The 21713-nt window shown below is 43.2% G+C and carries 21 protein-coding genes and 2 pseudogenes; 3 read left to right on the top strand and 20 right to left on the bottom strand.

Going from position 1 to position 21713, the window contains the following annotated elements:
- Positions 1-205: 205 nt before the first annotated feature.
- Positions 206-634 carry a hypothetical protein gene (locus tag RMY00_RS35130; RefSeq protein WP_322651972.1) on the bottom strand — a complete coding sequence of 143 codons (429 nt, stop codon included), beginning with the start codon at positions 632-634 and terminating at the stop codon, positions 206-208.
- Between the two features lie 289 nt (positions 635-923).
- Here RMY00_RS35130 and RMY00_RS35125 point away from each other — a divergent pair, with 289 nt between their 5' ends.
- From RMY00_RS35125 to RMY00_RS35115, 3 genes are all read left to right on the top strand, one after another.
- Positions 924-1139 (top strand): hypothetical protein, encoded by a 216-nt coding sequence (locus tag RMY00_RS35125; protein ID WP_322651971.1) that lies wholly within the window; start codon positions 924-926, stop codon positions 1137-1139.
- Positions 1140-1399: 260 nt separating this feature from the next.
- On the top strand, positions 1400-4249 hold the full coding sequence (locus RMY00_RS35120; RefSeq protein WP_322651970.1) for an S-layer family protein: 2850 nt from the start codon (positions 1400-1402) through the stop codon (positions 4247-4249).
- Between the two features lie 69 nt (positions 4250-4318).
- Entirely contained in the window at positions 4319-6931 is a 2613-nt protein-coding gene (locus RMY00_RS35115) for a CHAT domain-containing protein (protein ID WP_322651977.1), read from the top strand.
- A 360-nt stretch (positions 6932-7291) separates the two neighbouring features.
- Here the strand turns inward: RMY00_RS35115 and RMY00_RS35110 are convergent, their stop codons facing one another.
- From RMY00_RS35110 to RMY00_RS35020, 19 genes and pseudogenes are all read right to left on the bottom strand, one after another.
- Positions 7292-8086: a peroxiredoxin-like family protein gene (locus RMY00_RS35110; RefSeq protein WP_322651969.1), complete on the bottom strand. Its 795-nt coding sequence runs from the start codon at positions 8084-8086 to the stop codon at positions 7292-7294.
- A gap of 612 nt (positions 8087-8698) precedes the next feature.
- The gene (locus RMY00_RS35105; RefSeq protein ID WP_322651968.1) at positions 8699-8851 is read right to left on the bottom strand and encodes a hypothetical protein; all 153 of its coding nucleotides are present in this window, start codon (positions 8849-8851) and stop codon (positions 8699-8701) included.
- 235 nt (positions 8852-9086) lie between these two features.
- Positions 9087-10037 carry an L-lactate dehydrogenase gene (locus tag RMY00_RS35100; protein ID WP_322651967.1) on the bottom strand — a complete coding sequence of 317 codons (951 nt, stop codon included), beginning with the start codon at positions 10035-10037 and terminating at the stop codon, positions 9087-9089.
- A 74-nt stretch (positions 10038-10111) separates the two neighbouring features.
- Positions 10112-11500, bottom strand: a complete 1389-nt coding sequence (locus RMY00_RS35095; protein WP_322651966.1) for a mercuric reductase — start codon at positions 11498-11500, stop codon at positions 10112-10114.
- A 379-nt stretch (positions 11501-11879) separates the two neighbouring features.
- Complete coding sequence (locus RMY00_RS35090; RefSeq protein WP_322651965.1) at positions 11880-12245, bottom strand: hypothetical protein; 366 nt, start codon at positions 12243-12245, stop codon at positions 11880-11882.
- Between the two features lie 52 nt (positions 12246-12297).
- Positions 12298-12777 carry a nuclear transport factor 2 family protein gene (locus tag RMY00_RS35085; protein ID WP_322651964.1) on the bottom strand — a complete coding sequence of 160 codons (480 nt, stop codon included), beginning with the start codon at positions 12775-12777 and terminating at the stop codon, positions 12298-12300.
- Between the two features lie 284 nt (positions 12778-13061).
- Positions 13062-13457 (bottom strand): DUF6130 family protein, encoded by a 396-nt coding sequence (locus tag RMY00_RS35080; RefSeq protein WP_322651963.1) that lies wholly within the window; start codon positions 13455-13457, stop codon positions 13062-13064.
- Between the two features lie 309 nt (positions 13458-13766).
- Positions 13767-14762 carry an alpha/beta hydrolase gene (locus tag RMY00_RS35075; protein WP_322651962.1) on the bottom strand — a complete coding sequence of 332 codons (996 nt, stop codon included), beginning with the start codon at positions 14760-14762 and terminating at the stop codon, positions 13767-13769.
- Between the two features lie 234 nt (positions 14763-14996).
- Entirely contained in the window at positions 14997-15893 is an 897-nt protein-coding gene (locus tag RMY00_RS35070; protein ID WP_322651961.1) for an alpha/beta hydrolase, read from the bottom strand.
- Between the two features lie 215 nt (positions 15894-16108).
- Positions 16109-16777, bottom strand: coding sequence for an MOSC domain-containing protein (locus RMY00_RS35065; protein ID WP_322651960.1), 669 nt, complete (start codon positions 16775-16777; stop codon positions 16109-16111).
- 19 nt (positions 16778-16796) lie between these two features.
- A complete protein-coding gene (locus tag RMY00_RS35060; RefSeq protein ID WP_322651959.1) occupies positions 16797-17546 on the bottom strand; it encodes an SDR family oxidoreductase in 750 nt (249 codons plus the stop codon).
- A gap of 312 nt (positions 17547-17858) precedes the next feature.
- On the bottom strand, positions 17859-18104 hold the full coding sequence (locus RMY00_RS35055) for an SDR family NAD(P)-dependent oxidoreductase (protein ID WP_322651958.1): 246 nt from the start codon (positions 18102-18104) through the stop codon (positions 17859-17861).
- 105 nt (positions 18105-18209) lie between these two features.
- Positions 18210-18509, bottom strand: a pseudogene (locus RMY00_RS35050) (GMC oxidoreductase); the annotation flags it as partial.
- Positions 18510-18556: 47 nt separating this feature from the next.
- Positions 18557-18784 (bottom strand): annotated as a pseudogene (locus RMY00_RS35045) (GMC family oxidoreductase N-terminal domain-containing protein); the annotation flags it as partial.
- A gap of 60 nt (positions 18785-18844) precedes the next feature.
- Positions 18845-19432 (bottom strand): DNA starvation/stationary phase protection protein, encoded by a 588-nt coding sequence (locus RMY00_RS35040; protein WP_322651956.1) that lies wholly within the window; start codon positions 19430-19432, stop codon positions 18845-18847.
- A 77-nt stretch (positions 19433-19509) separates the two neighbouring features.
- Positions 19510-19689, bottom strand: coding sequence for an alpha/beta fold hydrolase (locus tag RMY00_RS35035; RefSeq protein WP_416212127.1), 180 nt, complete (start codon positions 19687-19689; stop codon positions 19510-19512).
- A 15-nt stretch (positions 19690-19704) separates the two neighbouring features.
- Positions 19705-20073, bottom strand: coding sequence for an alpha/beta hydrolase (locus RMY00_RS35030; protein ID WP_322651954.1), 369 nt, complete (start codon positions 20071-20073; stop codon positions 19705-19707).
- 61 nt (positions 20074-20134) lie between these two features.
- The gene (locus tag RMY00_RS35025; RefSeq protein ID WP_322651953.1) at positions 20135-20704 is read right to left on the bottom strand and encodes a DsbA family protein; all 570 of its coding nucleotides are present in this window, start codon (positions 20702-20704) and stop codon (positions 20135-20137) included.
- Between the two features lie 119 nt (positions 20705-20823).
- Positions 20824-21555: a transposase gene (locus RMY00_RS35020; RefSeq protein WP_322651952.1), complete on the bottom strand. Its 732-nt coding sequence runs from the start codon at positions 21553-21555 to the stop codon at positions 20824-20826.
- Between the last annotated feature and the right edge of the window lie 158 nt (positions 21556-21713).

Genomic DNA, 21713 nt, shown 5'->3' with positions numbered 1-21713 from the left:
TGGAGTGCAAATCTTAAAGTATACCATTCTACCATGAATTATTTTTGCAAGAGGTCTAATGAACTCAATATCACCTTTTAACAAGGGTTTCACATTAAGTTGACACCTATGCACAGATGTGCATCCCTACGAAAACCCTAACTTAGATTCATATTTGGGAAGGCTCGGCTATTGCTGCTTTCGCCCTAAGTTACGATCCTCTTCATCAAAAAACCCTGTAATACACATCATATGTAGAGCCACTTCCAGACACACGCGTTATTGCCGTGCCATTTGTTGGTCCATTGACAGTAAAACCACCTAGAGAATCGTCAGAGCCGTTAAAACCGCCGTCTTCATCGAAAAGTTCGACCCTTGTAGGGAAATCAACGCCTAAACCTCTGTTAACTCCAGATACCTGTCCGGTAGAAAAACCATTAGGTCCCCAAAGCCTACTGCCATTGACTGTGATATAGGTATCATCATCGCCGAATGTATCTGCATCAGCATTGATAGCCTGAAGTTGATCTATAATAAGAAACCCCCCGCCTCCTTCTATGACAGCACCTTCTTCAGGAGTCAATTGAGCGAATAGTTGTTCGTTATCGATACAATAAATGTCAGAATTAGGAGTGTTTTTGTTGATGCCTAGCATGGTTTTTGTCCTTTTTTAATTAAGTGTATACAGAGATAATTAGGTAAGTTTTAATTCACTAAATTGGCATTACATATTTGTGAGATGAATCCGCAACTGTAACCATTAAAACTTCGTTCAGTATTAGAACAAATCATCTTATGATTCAACAACACCGCAAATTTGCACCTTTTTTGTGATACTTACTAGGTGAACTCTGTACTATGATTCTTTACGATGGCTTTTAGGCTTTATGCACTGAGAGCAAAAAATTTGTTCAAAATCTGTAAAATGCTTATATAACAAGGATTTGGGCTTATGCTATTGGCTTCCCTCGCAAACTCAAGCTGTTGATTCAGCTTTGCATTTGGAGTGCGATCGCACTTTTACTTGGTACAGTATTAATCCGATTGCGATCGCTTTGCAGACTCTTGCCACCATTGCCAAACACTACGGACTTTATTATCTGCAAATACCCAAAAGTCATAAAAACAATCAGTGGCAACGAATGTGTAACGGAGTGTAACATATGGTTATTTGTAATTTTTTCTTTTGGGAAGCATTAGACATAGAAGTGAAAAACAGACATAGAAGTGCTACGTCTATACAAAGGTTCTGGATAATGCATATTTAATTTCACTCCTATGTCTATTACCTAATTTTAAGTTTTAAAAACTTTACTCTCATCTAGTTCAAATATCTGCTGAAATTAATTGTAGAAAAATTTATCAATAAATTGATTGCATATTCATAGATAAGAAATGAGCAGGCGAGGCTGGTTATAATATGGCAATCTGTGGAGATAGGAATTGGCTCTCAGGTTTATTAGGAGTTTTTAGTATTACTGGAGTACTTGCTCATGTCATATTTTGTTGTGAAAATCACGCTTTAGCCCAGATTACCCCTGATGGAACATTGGGCGATCGCTCTTCAAAAGTAACCTCCAATGTCAATATTAAAGGTAGTGCTGCTGACCGTATTGATGGTGGAACAACTCGGGGTGCAAACCTGTTCCATAGTTTTCGTGAATTCAATGTCGGAGAATCCCAGCGAGTTTATTTTGCTAATCCCACGGGAATCTCCAATATTTTCACACGGGTGACGGGAAGTAATATCTCAAATATTCTCGGCACATTGGGGGTGGATGGTGGTGCAAATTTGTTTTTTATCAATCCCAATGGCATTTTATTTGGGAACAATGCACGTCTTGATATTAGAGGCTCTTTTGTAGCGACTACTGCTAGTAGTCTGAAATTTGCTGATGGCAAAGAGTTTAGTGCAAAGGTTCCTCAAAGTACACCCCTACTAACTTTAAGTGTGCCAATTGGGTTGCAATTCGGTACAAATACAAGGCAGATTCAGGTGAATGGACCTGGAGCAGAGAATTGGGATATTAATAATGAAGAGAATTTTACTGACAAGTCTATTGATAGTACTGTGGGTCTTCAAGTGCTACCAGAAAAATCCTTAATTTTTGTAGGCGGTAAGGTGAGTTTAGACGGCGGGATTTTGCAAGCTCCTGGCGGTAGAGTTGAATTAGGAGGGCTGGCAGAAGCGGGAACAGTAGGATTGGGCTTGGATAGCAATAATTTGCAGTTGAGTTTTCCTTCTGGTGTAGCGCGAGCAGATATATTACTTACCAATGCTTCTGGCATCAATGTTGTTGCTGAAAATGGTGGTAGTATTGCTGTTAATGCTCGGAATTTGGACGTTTTAGAAAAAAGTTCCCTGGTGGCTGGGATAGGTTCGGAACTGGGGGAAGTTGGCTCTAAAGCAGGCGATATTACGCTCAATGCTACAGGGGTAGTTAAATTTGAGCGATCGCAAATCATCAACAATGTTAATTATAAGTCTATAGGTGATGGTGGAAATATAACCATCCAAGCTGAATCGGTTTTGTTCGCTCGTTCTCTGTTGACGTCTTTGACTAACGGCATAGGAAATGCAGGTGGTGTAAGACTTAAAGCCAGAGATTCTGTAACGCTTCAAGATGGCACCGATATATTGACTTTTGTAGGTGGTGATGGAGTTGGTAATGGCGGAGATGTTATTATACAGGCTAAGTCGTTCTCCTTAATTGATGGCTCTGGATTTATTTCAAGTTCATCCGGGAAGGGAAATTCAGGCAATGTGATTTTTGATGCCACTGATTCTGTAATTTTCAATGGAGTAGACTCAAATGGATTTCCCAGTGGTGTGTTTACCAACACGGAACATGATGCTGTTGGCAAAAGTGGAGATATAACTATTCGCACTAGTTCACTATCCTTGCGTGATGGTGCTCAGTTGGTTACTAACAACTTAGGCGGCTTCAAGGCAAAAGCTGGGGATATAACCATTGAAACTAGTGGTTCTGTCTCGTTGTCCGGGGTGGATAGTGTTGGAGTTGTTAGTACTATATCTAGCCAGCTTTCTGGCATTGGCTCTGGTGGCAATATTACCATCCGGGCTAACTCGCTGTCGCTGCAAGATGGCGCTCTACTAAACTCAAACACAGAAGGTCAAGGAAATGCTGGCAAAGTACAACTTGAAATTAGCGGTGCTGTATCTTTGGTAGGAGTTGACGAAGATGGGAATGCTGGTGGTGTGGTAAGCAGTGTCGGATCGGATGCAACAGGCTTGGGTGGGGATATTAATATCCAGGCTAACTCGCTCTCTCTGAGTGATGGTGCTAGATTGTTTGCCAGCACTTTAGGGCAAGGAGATGCAGGCAATATAACTGTTAATGTCCACGATGCGATCGCTTTTGATGGTATTAATAGCAATGGTAGCCCTAGTGGAGCATTTACTACAGTAGAGCCTGACGCACTTGGTAATGGAGGCAATATAAATTTAACAGCCCGCTCTATTCGTTTGGATAACCAGGCAGCCATTTCAGCAATTACGGCATCCGGGAATGGTGGCAATGTGACGCTGAAGGATTTTAATCTATTACTACTGCGTCGCAACAGTCAGATTTCTACTTCTGCTTTGACTGACGGGAATGGTGGCAATATCACGATCAATTCCCCGTCAGGCTTTATCGTTGCTGTCCCCAATGAACATAGTAACATCACCGCCAATGCATTCAATGACAAGGGTGGCAGAGTCGAAATTAACGTTACTGGTATTTTTGGTTTGAAAGTGTTGAGTCGAGAAGACTTGATAAAACTATCAAGAAAAAACGATTTAACTCAACTCAATTTGCAACAGTTTCCAAGTAGTATCACTGCAATTTCCCAGACAAAGCCTGATTTAGATGGTCAGATAATTCTTAACACCCCTGATGTAGACCCTTCTCGCGGCTTAATTCAACGATCCTCTAACCTCGTCGATGCATCCCAACAAATCGCCCAAGGTTGCACTCCCAGAGGAGGACAAAACGCCAGTAGTTTTATTGCGACAGGACGCGGTGGATTACCCCAAAGTCCTAATGAACCGTTGCGGGGACGAGCAGTGATTACTGGTTGGGTAGATTTGCCTGCACAAGTAACACACACACTCACTGATAAATTATCTACTGCATCTATGACCAAATCTGCCGATCGCATTGTAGAGGCTCAAGGATGGATTGTTGATGCTAAGGGTAATGTTATTCTTGTGGCTCAATATCCACAAAGTTCTTCTATTCCCTCTGTTATGTCCTGTAGTCAATAATTCGTTACCTCAATCGGGAGAGGAATTCTTATGAAACCCAAGAGTTATAAAAACAATCAGTGGCAACGAATGTATAACAGATGGTTCATTCGTTTCTTTAAAATCCATAATTTGTCTATTTTCATTCTCTTGGTTTTGGTGACAGCTTTTTTGTGCGTTATTACTTTTCCTGTTGTTGCAACTATAAAGACACAATACACTTCTCTAAATGTATCAATCCCGAATCCTACTGCACAAACACAAGACTTGCTGCAACAAGGTAAGGTACTGTATGAGAGAGGACAGTTTGCAGAAGCGGTTAAAGTTTTGCAACAAGTAGTTAACAATTATGGCAGCCAAGGCAATAAACTGCGGCAAGCTGTGGCATTAAGTAATTTGGCCTTGGCATATCAAAAACTGGGTAATTTGCCACCAGCGCAACAGGCAATTACAGATAGCTTGAAGTTGCTTGAAAAATCCTCTAATTCCCAAAATCTTCAGGTTTTGGCTCCAATTCTAGATATTCAAGGTAGTATCCAACTAGACTTGGGACAAGCTGAACAGGCACTTAACACCTGGCAACGTGCGGAAGCGAGCTATAAGGAATTAGGCGATCGCAATGGCATTATCCGCGATCACATCAATCAAGCACAAGCATGGCAAGTTTTGGGATTTTACCGTCGGGGCTTGACAATCTTGACTCAATTGCAGCAGGAGTTACAATCAAAACCTAATTCAGTCAGTAAAGCAGTAGAATTACGGTCTTTTGGGAATGCTCTGCAATTAGCCGGAGATTTGAATCAATCTCGTAAGGTATTACAGCAAAGTTTGTCAATTGCCCAAACATTGGATTCTCCCCAGGATGTGAGCGCAGCTTTATTTAGTTTAGGCAACACGGCACAAGTACAGCAAGATTTTAAGGGTGCAATACAGTTTTATCAGCAAGCTGCTGCGATCGCTCCTAACTCGATTAGCAAAGTCCAGGCTCAAGTTAATCAGTTGAACTTGCTAGTAAACACGGGACAAACAGCCGCCGTGCAGACACTATTGCCACAAATTCAAACTCAACTGGCACAACTACCTGCTTCTGTAACAACTATTTATGCCCAGATTAATCTAGCTCAAAGCTTAATGAAATTCGGGACTACACCCCAAGCGATCGCTCAAATCTGCGCCAGAGCCTTGCAACAAGCTCAAAATTTGGCAGATAAACGAGCCGAGAGCTTTGCTCTTGGGACTTTGGGCAGTGTATACGAACAAACTAAACAATGGTCAATAGCCCAGAACCTCACCCAACAGGCACTAAACATCGCCCAAACAATCAATGCCCCAGATATTGCTTATCGTTGGCATTGGCAGTTAGGACGCTTGTTAAAACAGCAGCGAGAGATAGAGGGCGCTATCACCAACTATGATACTGCGGTTAGTGAGTTGCAGACTCTCCGTAGTGACTTAGTGGCTGTGAATCGAGATGTCCAGTTTTCCTTTAAAGAAAGTGTAGAACCTGTATATCGAGAGTCCGTAGAATTATTGTTGCAGTTTCAGCAAACTCATCCGAGCGAACCAATCCTAGACAAAGCTAGACAGAGGATTGAAGCACTGCAACTAGCGGAATTAGACGACTTTTTCCGGGAAGCTTGCATTAATGCCAAAACTGTTTTGCTTGACACGGTGGTAGATAAAGATAATCCCACAACTGCAATCATTTATCCCATTATTCTGCCTGACCAACTCCAAGTGATTGTCAAAATTCCTAACCACCCACTGCGTAATTATACAGTAAACAAGTCCCAGAAGGAAGTAGAAGGTACTATAAAACAACTCAGAGAGTATCTATTAGAACCTGATCGAAATGAGGAAGTGCAAGCGTTATCACAGGAAGTTTACGGATGGTTAATCAAAGAAATTGAGTCAGATTTAAAAGATAATGGAGTAAAAACCCTTGTATTTGTACTGGATGGAATATTACGAAATGTGCCAATGGCCGTATTGTATGACGGTCAGCAATATCTGGTAGAAAAATACGCTGTAGCACTCAGCTTAGGACTCCAGTTACTCGCACTCAAACCCTTGACACAAACAAAACTCAATGTACTAGCTGCCGGGTTAGTGCAACCACCACAAGGCTTTCAACAGCAATTTCCACCGCTACCAGAAATTAAGTCAGAATTCGACTCTATTTCTCAAGCGATCGCATCTACCACCCAATTACTAGATCGGGACTTCACCAGTAAAAACCTAGAGAGTAAGGTTAATGCTGTGCCTTTTAATGTGTTACATCTGGCAACTCACGGTCAATTTAGTTCCAGTATTGAGAATACTTTTATACTTGCAGGTGATGGGCCGATCAACGTCACGCAATTTGATAGCCTGCTACGCCGTCGGGATCAAACTCGCTCAGAAGCTTTGGAAATGCTAGTGTTAAGTGCTTGTCAAACTGCTACTGGTGACAATCGCGCCACGCTAGGGCTAGCAGGAGCATCCGTGAAAGCTGGCGCCCGTAGTACTTTGGCTTCACTATGGCATATTAGTGATAAATCTACTGCGATTTTAATTGGTGAATTTTATCATGAGTTAGTTAAAAATGAGGTGACAAAGGCTGAAGCCTTGCGTCGTGCCCAAGTAAAGTTATTAAAAGATTATCCCAATTACAATCGTCCTGGCTACTGGGCACCTTATGTTTTAGTTGGTAACTGGCTTTGACATTTTTTAGGCATCTCATTTTCTGGGGTTATTTTTCCTTGATTATAAGTGGTTTCTAATAACCGGATTTAGTATCATACCATTTAACGAAAAATTTGATGCAGATGTAAACCCTGAAAACCTTGCTGTATCTAAGTTTTTTAATTGCATTAGCAAAGCGGGGCGTTAGCACATTGCTCTCTTCGTAGCGGGGCGTTCGCTTTTAGCGTCTCCAAGAGTTGCCCATTGCGTTAGCGCAGCGTTAGCGTTCGCGTAGCGTCTCGTAGAGAGGAATGAGCGTCATTGTGAATTGGTATCAGGGTGCAACTAAAGTCATTCACTGCGCTGACAATCACCCAACACCCTACCCTTGCTGATTAATTACTTATACAAAAAAGATAAAGGATTGCTCATATTTTCAGCAAAACCAAGAATCCCGCGATCGCGATGTTCGTAAATTAACTGACCTTGGGAATCAAATAGAAAAGTGCCTCCCCGTTGTGTCAAATAAGATGAATCTGGTACATAAATATTCCAGTTTCTCAAAACTTCAGTCATGTTTCGCAGGCGCAGGGTTGCTAATTCAAATGGGCGCTGAAAACCTTTTCCTCCAGCCGCTTTGAAAAACGAACCTTTTATTGGTGGTAAAGGTATATCCTTGATAACTTCCTCATCAGCAATTAATTGAGGTGCTTTTTTATCACCTTTGTAACCCCGAAAAACTTCCTTGAGAGTTCCAGTGCTACCAATTCCTGCACACATTAAGATTAAATTAAGCCAAGCTTTTTGTGAACTTGATAGCAAAGGAAATTGTATAGATAAGCCGCGATAAAGCCGTAAAAGCTCGTGAATTTCAGCCTTTGCATCCACAAATAACCATTCTTGAGGAAAGCCAGTATATTCGCAAAACTTGATCCCAGAATTGCGGTTTCCAATTCCAATAGCCCGAATTGTGATTCCTCTGGCTTCAATCTCTTCAAATTCTTTTCGCAGCCACCAAGCATATTCTAAGTTATCAAAATCTCCTAACTGCGACCAAATAAGCACGAGCAACTTTGAAGTATTAGAGCAACCATCTAAAACGGGTTTAATCTCTGCATCACTAACTCGCAAGCGTTGAGTTCGACTCAAAATTGAGTAAATATCTGGAGAATTGGTGAATGTTTCAGTATTCATGTACATGAAGGCAACAGTCTTTAAATAAAATTTTAGATGGATTCGGACAGCAACCTTGACACTGAGTAAGCTGTGATGTCCATACTCGCTAAGTAGTCTGTCAATCTATGAAAAAAGATTGCAGTTCTAGTAGTGTACCAACCCAAAATTGCTACGTGGAGGTAAGCAAGGGAGCAGGGGAGAAACTTGCAGTAAGTCTTTCCCCCCTGCCCCTCTGCCCCTCTGCCCCTCTGCTCCTCTGCTGACCACAACGCAAAGTTTCCTTGGCAGACTACTAGGACTGAGAGTAAATATTTTTGTAGAATACCCTATTAATAGGCTGATTTCATTCGCTAATTGCTGTTTTTGTTCCTTTGAATATTCCATATCTCTGAGTATATATTTCACATCACCACAAATGTAGTCCTCAATTTGTCCTTTTATAGAAGTTTCACTGGACTCGTTCACGTTATATATGCGTTTTAATGGTATTTCATCAATTAAATGCTCGACTGAACCTAATTTTAATGTTAGTGACTACCGCAGTTTGAAACTACTGCAAAGCGTCTTAGTAGTTTTTTTGTACTAATATATTATTAATTGTTTGATTTCTAAAAAAGCATTTTTTCCGCTTTAGATTCCGACTCCAAAACCCTCAATACTTTCTCCTCCAAAGCCGTCAAATAAGCCCGCTTCAGCTTTCCCAGCATCTCCAAAAACTTCTGCACCGACTCCTCCAGCCACTCGAATACACCCGGATGCGTAGGTGTAGTCCGTCGCAGACATTGCAAATCACCTGTATCTGCTCACACTCGGCAGGCAAGTAGTTGAAAGACTTTAAATGTTGCAATCCAACAGTACATTCGCCATCCCATAGCCTCACAGTGCAACTAAAGTCATGAACAGCAACTACTGTGCACCAACACTCTGACAAGTCGCTTAAAAACTGTCCAAAGTATTGTAAAATCGCGCCTGATAAAATAAATGGATGAGCAGTTTCCTGTTCTCCAGTTAAATGATTTTAATTATGCAAAGAATTATAGGCTTCATTGAGTTTATTGGCTGATTCTTCTAATAAGCGTTGTTCATAAGCATTTCTTGATAACAGCAGTTGGCGCTCAATACCTTTTGAGCCAATGATACATGGAAGTCCAAGAACAACTTCACTGCCAACTCCATAGTTAGAATCTGCTCTAGCCGATACTGGAAATATTTGCTTTTCATCTCGCAGGATAGTATCAACTAACTGACAAACTACTGTTGATATACCATAGCTTGTATTTCCTTTGCGTTCAAAAATGTTATAGCCTCGTTTACGAGTTAACTGTGCGTACTCTTGCTGAATTTGTTCTAGCGTTGCTTCTTGTAGTATGGGAAATTCAGTTAATAGAATTCCCCCAATAAATGCACTAGACCAAACGACAAATTCACTGTCTCCATGCTCTCCAATCACATAAGCATGAACGTCTTGTTTTGCAACATTCAGTCGCTTTCCAAGTTGATATCTTAGTCTAGCAGTATCAAGAACGGTTCCCGAACCGAAAATTAGGTTTTCTGCTCTGGTGGAAGTAGCGATCGCAATGCGCGTGAGTACATCCACTGGATTGCTAACGATAAGTACGATTGAATTCGGTGCAACTCGATCCAATTCTTTGATTGTCGAACGTATAATCTCTGCATTGTCGCTCAATGTATCTAATCGGGTCTGTCCTTGTTTTTGCTTCACCCCAACAGTCACAATAATGATATCTGAATCAGCTAAATCTTCATACTGATTTGATGGTATAATTTCCATCTCTTTAAGTAGGGGAATGCTGTCTTCAATGTCCCATACTTGTCCTTCAGCTTTTGATAAGGTTCGGTCAAAAAGGACAACCCTTACACATCTACCGAGTAGAACTAAAGCATTTGCAACGTTTGCACCTACATTACCTGCACCAATAATACCGACTTTAGATGTTTTACTAATCATGCTATATCTACTTGACCTTCAAGAGTGAAATGTCGTTTATTTGGTAAGTCCTTGAGTCTGCAATTACTGTCTTTTTACAACTTGGAAAACAATATATTTAACCCTTCGGTCATCGTGGGATGAGTCAAAATACCATCGCGCAGAACGGTGTAGGGCATCTGAGCTTGCATCACCATCTGCACAGTTGAAATCACTTCACCTGCTTCATGACACAACAGGGAACACCCTAGAATACGACCTGTATCTGCATCTACGATCGCCTTCAGAAGTCCATCAGTTTGACCGAGTGTTCTTGCTCTCGGAACGGCTGACGCATCCACCTTCGCCACACGGATTGTATATCCTTGTTGCTGTGCTTGGGTTTCAGTCAAGCCCACATGAGCCAGTTCTGGATCGATGAATAGACACGATGGAACCAATCGATCGCCTGTACTCCGGTTGCCCCCATCAATTAAATTGGCTTTGATAATGCGATAATCGTCGAGCGATATATGGGTATATTGCGGCCCGCCATTAATATCGCCTAACGCCCAAATTCCGGGTACATTTGTCTCTAGGCGATCATTGACTTGAATAAACCCGCGTGTATCGGTTGCTATACCAGCAGCAGCTAAATTTAAGCTATCGGTATTGGGCGCACGACCAACGGCGACGAGCAAATGCGACCCTTGAAGGGTGATTTCACGATCGCCAACTTGGATTTGCAGGATGGTTTCATGATCAGTGCGAGCAACCCTTAACACCTTCGCCTTCAGCAAGAATTCAATACCATCTTGTTCTAGCAGTGTTTGAACTGCGATCGCTATATCTGGATCTTGCTGTGACAGGATTTGCTCACTTTGCCCAATGACAGTAACGCGACAGCCAAAGCGCCGAAACATCTGGGCAAACTCTAAACCAATATAGCTACTACCAAGCACGATTAGGTGTTCAGGCAAATATTCTAGCTCCATAATCGACTCACTTGTTAAAAACTCAACTTCTGTGAGTCCGGGAATGGATAGAATTAACGGTCGTGTGCCTGTATTAATAAATAACCGTTCGGCGGTAAGTAAGCGATTGTTTCCCTCAGTGGTCGTTACTGCGATCGTTTTGGGAGCAACAAACCTTGCTTCGCCAATAATCAAGTTGTTATCGAGAGCCATTTCTAAATTGTGCAAGTTCATTTCACGCGCAGATTGCACAACCGCTCGTTTTCGTTGGATCACCTCTGCTAAATTAACGATAGGTGTATTAGCTTTAACACCATAAACGGCACTATTTCGCACTGTGTTTGCCACATTAGCACTCGCCACCATAGTTTTAGTAGGAATGCAAGCAATATTAATGCACCCGCCACCAATCATATTTAAGCTGCGTTCAACCAGAGCGGTTTTACGTCCGTCAGCGACTAGCGCTGGTGCCAGTGTTTTACCCGCTTTGCCGCCGCCGATAATAATGTCGTCATAGTGTTGAGTGTCCACTTCTATATCCTTTGGGTTTAATCGGGTGAATGCGACTTCTAGAAGGTGTTATAAATTTCAGAAAAAACTGGCTGACTAAGAAGGTTTTAGCTATAACGTATTTGGCAAGCGTAACACAAGATGCTTGGGAGCAATGCGATGAGAGTGAGGTGGGCAAGCTCTTGAGGCAGGGGAGGCAGGGGAGGAAAAATAAATTAAGTGTATTTTGAAGTATTTATAGTAGCGCATGTTACTAAATTCTCTCTTTACTCTCCCTGCTCCCCCTGCTCCCCCTGCTCAAGAACTGCTTCAAAAAGCGATGATCTCACATTTTCGCGTTGCTCCCAGATGCTTGTCCTAGCTGGGTTGACAAAAAGTGCATAACACTCGTGCTATTGATTCAACTTTTTCTACAAGCTTGCTTCATCAAGAGACGGTTGTTTTTATACACCTCTAAAGTTCCAGACTGCGGGTTATCCAACGTGCCATCCCACACCCAATATTCATAAATTCCACTCCGAAACTTATACACTCGAACACCTTCCGTCGCTTGGCTAGTTCCTTTGCCCAAACTTAAATTACCGTTGGGACTGGTCGCGCGATAGAGCAATTCACCGTTCGTATAATTCTGCCAAATATTGATGTTGTACCGACCCTGGCATTTTGTACTCAGGATGATGCCAGCAGTAGAATCAGCAGAAGCTCTTAAGGAAAAATTGGCTAAAATACTGATTGACAGAGCCAGGAGTAACGTGTTTGCATTCATAGCAGTGGATTTCTTGTAAAATAAAAACTGAGTGATATAGTCGTTGGGCTTTTCAAAGATTGAGGTCTGACAATCCTGGATGATCGTCAGGACGACGACCTAGTATCCAGTGGTATTTGCGTTCGCTTTGGTGAATTGGCAGGTCGTTGATGCTGGCAATACGCCATCGCATGAATCCATGTTCGTCAAACTCCCAATTCTCATTGCCGTAAGAGCGAAACCAGTTGCCGGAATCATCATGCCATTCGTAAGCAAATCGGACAGCAATGCGGTTGTCTTGAAAAGCCCAAAGCTCTTTGATCAGACGGTAGTCCAATTCTTTAAGCCACTTACGTGTTAAAAACTGGACGATCGCCTCACGACCAGATAGAAATTCTGAGCGGTTGCGCCAAATGCTATCCGACGTGTAAGCGAGTGATACTAATTCAGGGTTACGTGTGTTCCAAGCATCCTCTGCAATTCGGACTTTTTGGATAGCGGATTCATTATCAAAAGGCGGCAAGGGTGGTCGAGGATTTTCGGGGTTGTTCATAGTATGTAAGCACTAGAATCGCGATTCTCGTTCCGAGAGGCTTTGCCAACGTCTCAGCACGGTTGAATTAAATTTACAGCAAATTTCAAGTTGATGAAGTAGACAAACTAAGTCTCAAAGCCAGGTATGAACTTTGTTTTACTTCTGGATTCTGAATTTTGCTGTAAATGCGTGCCGACCGAATTACCTCAAAAGCAGTTTAATACAGATCGATGAATACCACCGCGATGTGCAGCGTTTTTCCAGATGCCCCCGTCACAACTGCAATTTTACCTCTAGTTTTTTCATGATGATTTCTTAGAATCGGGCAGCGTAAACTCCACAGTTTCGCTAGTGATTACTTTGTGCGTGGGGTCAGCTAGTTCGATCAGCACCTTGTGTACCCCAGGTTTCAATCCAACTAAGACGATCGTTTCCCCACTGGCATCGACAAAGTGCCACGGCGCGTCGTCAACGGTGATGTGGATATGACCGATGCGCGGCGATACTTCCAGAGCGCCTTTGCCAAATACTGGCAATACGCGCAGATTCTCCGTCCGGTACTGAATAAAGACGCGTCCTTGTGCTAGCGGTTCGGGAAGCGGTGGATCGACAATCAGCTTGGGTGGTGCTTCGTTTGCGATCGCAATCAACGGTGATGATCCGATAATGTCCCTAGCGCTCGGTGTGTGGCTGTTCATAGCAGATAAGTACCTGAGAGTAGTTTGTATTACGATCGAAATGGCACTAAGATAAGCTGAAAGTCTTGTTTCACGACGTTTCCAGCCGTAGGTGGGGAATGTATTTCGAGAGGCTCTGCCAGCGATCAACCCTTTAGAGGCGGAGGCTCTCAGAATTAGTTCCTAGCCTGGAGGCTAGAAACTAGTCACGCCAAGGGCTGTGTCTTAACTTAGTGCCATTCTGCTTTACTCTTTTCCCCTACGCTAACTCAGTAAGCAGCAAAGCGATGGAAGAGCATCTTTTCCTTTCCTCAAAAACATTGATCGCATCTATTGCAGATGTTTCTTCAATTGGGCAGCAGCTTGAACAAACAAAGAGCGGACTTCTGGCAGCTCGGCTAAACCATTGAGCAGTCCAAAGTCATGAATCATGCCGTTATACTGCACCGTTGTCACTTCTACCCCAGCTTCATCAAGCTTGCGTCCGTAGGCTGTGCCCTCGTCATGCAATATATCGCTCTCTGCAACCACAATTAATGCTGGAGGCAAGCCTTTGAGTTGCTCAACCGTCGCTTGTAAGGGAGATGCGTAAATGTCTTTGCGCTTTTCTGGGTCAGGGATGTACATGTCATACATCCACTTCATCGTTGGTACAGTCAGAAAACGCTGATCGCCAAATTCGTGATAAGAATTCGTTTCAAAATCCGCATCTACAATGGGCCACATCAGGATTTGCAGCTTAATGTGTGGCCCTCCGTTTTCTTTTGCCTTCAAAGCAGTGACTGCTGTCATATTTCCGCCGACACTGTTGCCAACGACTGCCAAATTCTTGCCATCCACGCCAATCTCCTCGCCATGCTCGGCAACCCATTTAGTTGCAGCATAAATCTCATTGATTGCCTGGGGATACTGAGCATCTGGCGTGCGCGTGTAGTTGACAAAGACCCCTGCAAACCCTGAAAGCACAACCAGATCGCGAACCATGCGCTTATGTGTTGGGTAATCACCCAGCACCCAACCACCACCATGAATAAAGATGAAAACAGGCAATGTGCCTTTGACCCCTTCAGGTCGTACAATATCAAGGGTAATCGAATAACCATCAGCAGTAATCGTCTTTTGGGACTCTTCAATGCCTGAAAGGTCTACTGAAACCGAAGCCTGTGCATCTACAAGAACTTGACGTGCTTCGAGTGGAGTGAGTTTCTCCAGCGCCACACCCCCTGAATTTAGCAATTTCAAAAATTCCTTCGTTCCTTTGGAAAGACGTGGATCATCTGCAACTTCCAAAATTTTTGCTGCTTGCGAGTTTGCTTGAGCAACCATGACATTCTCCTTTGATAAGTAGTAAACAATCTGTTGAAATGACACTGTTAAGTTAATTGGTTTAACAGTGATGCTCGATCAGTAGTAATTGTAGTAATGACAATCACTTTTTATTGACATCGTTTCCCAGCCAAAACTATTTGTTACTAGTACAGCACAGAGTAAATAAACCACCCATTCCAAATCGATGAAATGCTTATGGCGTATTAATTTTTAATTTTCAATTTTTAATTTTTAATTCCGCCTTACGGTACTAGTGGTTAGCTTGGTGTTCTCTACAACGTGAGTGGTCAGAAAGCGACAAATATGATCTGCGATCGCATCGCCTTCTTCTTCCAGAGCAAAATGTCCGGTATCGAGTAGATGGAACTCAACGTCTTTCAAGTCATGCTGGTAGGGATAAGCACCGTCAGCAGGAAAGATATAGTCGTTCTTGCCCCAAACAATCAGGGTAGGGGGTTGATACTGGCGAAAATACTCCTGCCATTGGGGATAAAGTGGTGGATTCGTACCATAGCTATACAGCAGTGCCAGTTGAATCTCACTGTTGCCGGGGCGATCTAGGAAATGTTGATCGATAGTCCAGGTATCGGGGCTGATCGCTTCTAAATTGCGAACACCGTTGGTATATTGCCACTTTGTTGCTTCTAAGCTGACAAGATATTTGAGCTTTTGGGCATTCTCAGGCGATCGCTCTTGCCAGTATGCCTTAATCGGCTCCCAGAATTCGCGCAGACCTTCCTCGTAAGCATTGCCATTTTGAACAATCAGAGATTGCACGCGCTCTGGATATTTAGCGGCAATCCGATAGCCAATCGGTGCGCCATAATCCATCACATAAAGGCTGTAGTTTTTGAGAGCGATCGCAGCAATGAATTTTTCCACAATCTCAGCCAAGCGATCAAACGTGTAATCAAATTCATTTACAGTTGGCATCGAACTGTTGCCGTAGCCAGGGTAGTCAGGCGCAACAAGATGGAATTTATCAGCAAGTGTTGGTATGAGATTACGGAACATGTGAGATGACGTTGGGAAGCCGTGCAATAACAGAATCGTTGGATTATCACGGGAACCCGCTTCACGGTAGAAGATATCTAAACCATCGATTAAAACTGTGCGATATGTCGTCATGGGATTACTCCTTGTAAGTGATAAAAGTGACATGATGGTGTTTTACAACAGGTCGATCTATCTCACATCCTGACGACCGAAGAGGGGGAAAGGGCGCAAGCCACTGTTTTTAAACATGGAGAAGGAAAAAAGATGTATTTCCAGATACGTAGTACGAGAAATATAGCGCCCTCGTATCAAGCCCTTAACTTTAGTTATGAGGTTCCCTTTCCTCTTTAACCTTTACCCTTTTCCCCGCCCGAAGGGCGTTGACGGATTTGCTCCTGAAAGTAGTCCCGCCAGCTTTCGGGTAACGCTTGGAGTTGAGCTGCACGATGCAGTAACTCTGGATTGTTTTGCTCACGAACATAAAGCTTAGTGATATCAGTAACAGTAATATTGTTGGTATCTCGACTCATCAACTCTAAAGTGTCTCCGACTCCAACTTCGCCCTCTTGCAAAACCCGAAAGTAAAATCCGGTGCGACGACTGGCAAGAAATCGTTTCACCATATCCGAGCGCCCAAAGCGAATCCCTAGTTTGTAGCAAGGTAAGCGCGGTTGAGTCACCATTAGTTCTACATTGCCGATTTTAAAGCGATCGCCAATGTTAATTTCCTCTTCTTTAAATCCTGTAACTGTGAAATTTTCACCAAAAATTCCTGGCGTTAACTCTGTGTCAGGCAATTCGCTTCGCCAGTAGTCGTAATGCTCAAAGGGATAGACATATACGGCTTTGTCCACTCCACCATGAACGGTGAGATCGGCTTGGCGATCGCCATCTAAATTGAGTTCACGCACCATCACTCTCGAATTAACTGGCTCTTTGAAAATTCCAGTGCGGACGGGTTTTCCTTTCCAGGTCACTTCACGCGGCAGGCCAACATTAACAGAGATCAGCTTCATCTTTAACTCCTTTTGGACTTCAAATCTGTGCCATACCGCCATCGACAAACAACTCAATGCCATTCACAAAGCTGCTGTCATCTGAAGCGAGAAAGACAACGGCTTTGGCAATCTCATCGGGTTTGCCGACTCGTCCCAGTGGGATGGTGCTGGCTTGGCTGTCCACAAATTCTTGCAACTGCTGGTCATTCAGCCCCAAATGATCGTAACCAGGAGTCGGAACCACACCAGGGCTAATGGCATTCACTCGGATCTTACGTTCTCTGAGGTCGAGTATCCAATTTCGAGCAAACGATCTCACGGCGGCTTTGGTGGCGCTGTAAACACTGAAAGCTGGCGTACCTTTTATAGAAGTAATCGAAGCATTCAGGATAATAGAAGCGCCCTCTGGTAACAGTGGCAGTGCCTTTTGTACAGTGAACAGCAAACCTTTGACGTTTACGTTGAATGTTTTGTCAAAGTGTTCCTCAGTGATTGCTCCAAGTGGGGCAATTTGTCCACCTCCAGCATTAGCGAAGATAATATCGAGGTGTCCTTGCTCTTGCTTAATAGTGGCAAACAGGCGATCAAGGTCTGCCAGATTAGAAACATCGCTCTGCACAGACGTAACATTTTTACCAATGGCTTCTACAGCAGCATCCAGTTCGACTTGGCGACGACCCGTGATGTATACATAGGCACCTTCAGCAACAAACTGTTTAGCTGTGGCAAGACCAATACCACTATTGCCACCCGTCACAAGAGCGATTTTTCCTTCTAGTTTACTCATTATGCTAATCCTTTTATTGTTGGGTTTAAAGCGGTCAGTTACTAATGGAGAGTGGAGCCAGGAGGAAAAATAGTTAGCCCGTATTGGGGAGCGAGGGCGATCATCTTTTGTATCTTAACAAGCGTACCATTCCTTACATCTCCTTTGATTGATCTGCTTGATGAGGCTGCTTGAGACTTGAAACGAGGTCGGTCACTTGACGTTGAGCCTCTGCGCTTAGTGAGTCAAAGTCGTCTAAGAAAAATTGACGTTCTAGCGTTAACTTCCGGGTATTGAGCAACCCTTCGATCTGCCAACCTTTGTCGCCTTTGGTTACAAAATATAGCGATTCCGGTTCCCAGTAGTAGCCATAATGTCAGCCGCGACTTGCGCTCCAGCATCGGTATTACGCACAGCTAGTGTGACGATCGCTCCAGTTTGAGCCAGTGCCCGCGCCGTTTCTAAGCCGATGCCCGATGCGGCTCCCGTAACGATCGCCCGCTTGCCGGAAAGATCAATTCCTTCTACGACCTCGGCGGCGGTGGAATGTCGTCCGAATGGTGTTGTAATCAGTGCCATTGTGTATTCCTTTACAGAGATCGAGTGTTCTATTTACCTAACATCGACCAATAAACGCTCAACAGGTATGATAATCTGAGATTGCTCAAAGACAATCGCCCGTTTCTAAATAGATGAATACGCCGGATTTTCGACGTTAGATTTGCTGAGAACCGTTCGTGCTGTGCGACCTGCTTTAATTAAATCAGCTGCTTTTTCACCAATCATGATGGTCGGTGCATTCGTATTTCCTGTGGTGATTGTTGGCATGATGGAGGCATCAACAACTCGCAATCCCTCAACCCCATGTACCCGCAACTCAGGATCGACCACTGCCATTGGGTCAATGCCCATTTTGCAAGTGCCAACGGGATGCCACACTGTGTTGCAATTGTTGCGGATATAAGCAATGAGTGCTTCATCACTCTAGGCAAAACATGCTGGTAATTCCAACCGGGATTTCCCAACTCCTGCCAGTGGTCATAATCATGATGATTACCTCGGACATACATCATGAAATTAATCGAACTGCTGCCTCCCAAGACTTTGCCACGGGAACAAAAGATTTTGCGATTATTCAAGAAGGGTTCTGGTTCAGAGAAATAGCTCCAGTCCACCTCTAAGCCTAGTAGATTGACGCACTGCGCTGGGATGAAAATCTCTGGTTTTGTATCTGGATTACCCGCTTCGAGTAGTAACATTTAAAAAGCGATCGCTGAAATACTGTTAGTCATTCATTTACAACACCCAATCTGCTGACTTTAACTGCGTACCAATGGTGTATCCACCAAATGTTCTGCCAGAAACCAAACTTGCGTCTCATTGGTTCGCAGAACTTGGCTCACTAACAAATCGTTAGTGCCACTATCTTGATTTGCTGCTGTTTTATTGATCGCCACTCTCAATTCCCCAATTATTAACTCGTGGGCTTCTAGTAACCGCGACAACATCACAGGTACTTCCTCAACGCCGTTGGGCGGACGCTTAATCTTAGTGACTTCTGCTACATGACGCGGGTCTGCGATTGCCACGCCTCCCAGTGTTTGTACCCGTTCACCTAGTACATCAATTAACTCAATTTGTTCGCTAGCGTGTTTGTTGAGTAACAGATGCAGTTGATAAAACGTATGTCCGCGCATCAACCAGTGATGTTTCTTGTAAAGGTGATAGAGAATAATCGTATCTGCCAAAATTTGATTGACTAAAACACAACTTTCGCTACGGGCACTGGGGTTGAGAACAATTGGCAAATCACGAAGAGTACCATACTGCTGAATTTCATATCCATGTTGATGCAGTAAGGGTTGACTGCGATCGACTTCAGTGATACCTGTATTTTGAGTCGGCACGAGCGGATCTCCTAGAGTCAATAATTAGGTCTGTTCTATTTGTATGTACCGAGAAACTGCTTCTCTTAGGATTGGGATTACTTCACAGGAGTGCTGGCTGCTTCAATCACTTTGGCAACCTCTTTTGGATGAGAGATAAAAGGAACATGACTGGAGTTAACTTCGGTTGTCTTAGCTCCAATCCGTTTAGCCATAAATCGTTGAAGTTCAGGGTTGATGGCGCGATCGCTTTGAGTCACGATAAACCAAGAAGGAATCGTTTTCCAAGCAATTTAATTCACTGATTGCTCAAACGCGGCGCTAGCGATCGGCTTTTGGGTTGCTGCCATCACTCGCGCCTCAGCCTTCGATACGTCCTGGGCAAAAAATTCGTGAAACTTCCCGCGATCGATATAGAGAAAGTTTGCGGCATCAGACACAATCGCCGTACTAATCGGAGGGGCTGCGTACTTTTTATTCAAATCACTCGTCTTTTCACCAACATCTGGTGCGAAAGCATTAACATAAACCAGAGCTTTCACCTGTGGATTGCCAGCCGCCGCACCCGTAATTACATTTTCACCATAGGAATGTCCAACTACAACAACAGAACCTCGCCTCTGTATTCTTGCTAAATTGCTGAAATCTCTGGTTCTTGTCATCGGTATAGAAGTTATGAAATACTCCTCTCTGAAATACTTGTTGGGATAAGCATCAAAAACCTTAATCATTTGCAGTAACAATGGCTGCCATTATTTGCTCAACAGTCCAGCGATGCCTGCGGCGGGCTACGCCTACGAGATAGCAAATTCCATTAATAAACAAAACGGGTGCAGCCTCCACTCCACTTCGCAGTCCACCTTCGATATCTGCATTGATATGATTGACATGCACACCTCTGGATAAATCCTGCAAAAATTGGGAAATATCAAGTCCTAGATTATTGGCATACTCCACGAGATAGCCATTTCCCAACTCTTGTTCATGGCTGAAGAGCATTTCATGCATTTGCCAAAATTGACCTTGGATAGCAGCCACTTCAGCCGCACGTTGAGCATGAGAATGAATCTCTATCTGTGGAAAATGACGGAAGATGAAGCATAAATAATTCTCCCCCAAAGAAACACTAAGCTGTCGCCCAATGACTTTAATCAGCCTGTAAACGTCTGCACTTTGAGAACATTCATAGTCCCCATACATCACCAGCACTACTGTGGCATTCAGCACACCTTTTATGTGATCTTGTGTTGAAGGTGGGACGAATAACAAACCGCGATCGCGGTCAAAACTCACTGAAACCTCCGAAGAAGAAAATGCTCATTGTCAGTGATCTCTTCTGAAATCCTTGTACTACCTGAGCTAAAATCTAGTTTTTAGAAAGGCAGCCCTTTCAAGGTGTCTGTTTTTAGGTATTATTTTTGGGATAGAATTTTAGCTGTAGAAACATGGGGTCGTCTGGAAGGACGAGTACGTTTTAGTATCCTTCTTGTCTTTTTTGGTGCGCGAGGGTGGGACGCAAAAACAACTAAATTAACGCGCGCTGCCAAATCTCGAAGTATGTTGGTCAATTCAATTAGATTCATTTTTGCAAAAATCTTCCATTCCTTTGGGGGAATTGCAATCATCATGCCACGGTAAGTCCCGCGAATTTCATCAGCGAGATAATAGCTTGACACTTCTTGCTCGATTTTTTTAATGCCATGAATACTTCTCAGAGCAGCTAGGACGACAGAAAGGATATTATAAGAAACCAAGGCAACGCAAAAAGCAAACATAGCAGCTTTAGGATAACCGAGGGTTTTAATTTCGCAATTAAATATTTCAGTTAAAATCTGGAATAAAGTTTCTATAGTCCAACGTTTACGGTAGATTTGAGCTACAACTAAAGCATTAGCAACCTTTGTGGGGAGATTAGTCAGGATAAAGATTTCTGAGTCTCCATCACGGGTAGTTTCATCTAAAATTATTTTTACACGCCGAATATTCGATAAATAGCCCTCATCATCGCTGACTTTAACTGTTTGTTCAAAAACTGTTCCTCCTTCTACTGAACCAATATGGCGAAATTCTGAGGCATCATACCAAGGAAAACATTGATGCTCTCGGATGATGAAATAGCCCTTTTTCGCTGCGATACCACTCAAAAAGTTACAAAGTGCAAAAATTTCGGTCAGCTATCCACACATCATCATCTTCGATTGTTGTCAAAACTTTATGTAATAGGGAACGCTCTTGAGCATGAGCATCTTCACAAGGAAAAACATCAATCGCCAACATTAGAGATGGGTCAAGTACCACCAAT

Source organism: Nostoc sp. ChiVER01 (genome assembly GCF_034531155.1).
In the GTDB taxonomy this organism is placed as follows: Bacteria; Cyanobacteriota; Cyanobacteriia; order Cyanobacteriales; family Nostocaceae; genus Nostoc.
Note: the sequence above shows the minus strand (reverse complement) of the source record. Positions and strands in the feature narration are given on the sequence as shown.

Coding starts and splice junctions, on each gene's coding strand:
- RMY00_RS35130 (WP_322651972.1), bottom strand. CDS start 634: ATGCTAGGCATCAACAAAAACACTCCTAATTCTGACATTTATTGTATC.
- RMY00_RS35120 (WP_322651970.1), top strand. CDS start 1,400: ATGGCAATCTGTGGAGATAGGAATTGGCTCTCAGGTTTATTAGGAGTT.
- RMY00_RS35115 (WP_322651977.1), top strand. CDS start 4,319: ATGTATAACAGATGGTTCATTCGTTTCTTTAAAATCCATAATTTGTCT.
- RMY00_RS35110 (WP_322651969.1), bottom strand. CDS start 8,086: ATGAATACTGAAACATTCACCAATTCTCCAGATATTTACTCAATTTTG.
- RMY00_RS35105 (WP_322651968.1), bottom strand. CDS start 8,851: ATGTCTGCGACGGACTACACCTACGCATCCGGGTGTATTCGAGTGGCT.
- RMY00_RS35100 (WP_322651967.1), bottom strand. CDS start 10,037: ATGATTAGTAAAACATCTAAAGTCGGTATTATTGGTGCAGGTAATGTA.
- RMY00_RS35090 (WP_322651965.1), bottom strand. CDS start 12,245: ATGAATGCAAACACGTTACTCCTGGCTCTGTCAATCAGTATTTTAGCC.
- RMY00_RS35085 (WP_322651964.1), bottom strand. CDS start 12,777: ATGAACAACCCCGAAAATCCTCGACCACCCTTGCCGCCTTTTGATAAT.
- RMY00_RS35080 (WP_322651963.1), bottom strand. CDS start 13,457: ATGAACAGCCACACACCGAGCGCTAGGGACATTATCGGATCATCACCG.
- RMY00_RS35075 (WP_322651962.1), bottom strand. CDS start 14,762: ATGGTTGCTCAAGCAAACTCGCAAGCAGCAAAAATTTTGGAAGTTGCA.
- RMY00_RS35070 (WP_322651961.1), bottom strand. CDS start 15,893: ATGACGACATATCGCACAGTTTTAATCGATGGTTTAGATATCTTCTAC.
- RMY00_RS35065 (WP_322651960.1), bottom strand. CDS start 16,777: ATGAAGCTGATCTCTGTTAATGTTGGCCTGCCGCGTGAAGTGACCTGG.
- RMY00_RS35060 (WP_322651959.1), bottom strand. CDS start 17,546: ATGAGTAAACTAGAAGGAAAAATCGCTCTTGTGACGGGTGGCAATAGT.
- RMY00_RS35055 (WP_322651958.1), bottom strand. CDS start 18,104: ATGGCACTGATTACAACACCATTCGGACGACATTCCACCGCCGCCGAG.
- RMY00_RS35030 (WP_322651954.1), bottom strand. CDS start 20,073: ATGACAAGAACCAGAGATTTCAGCAATTTAGCAAGAATACAGAGGCGA.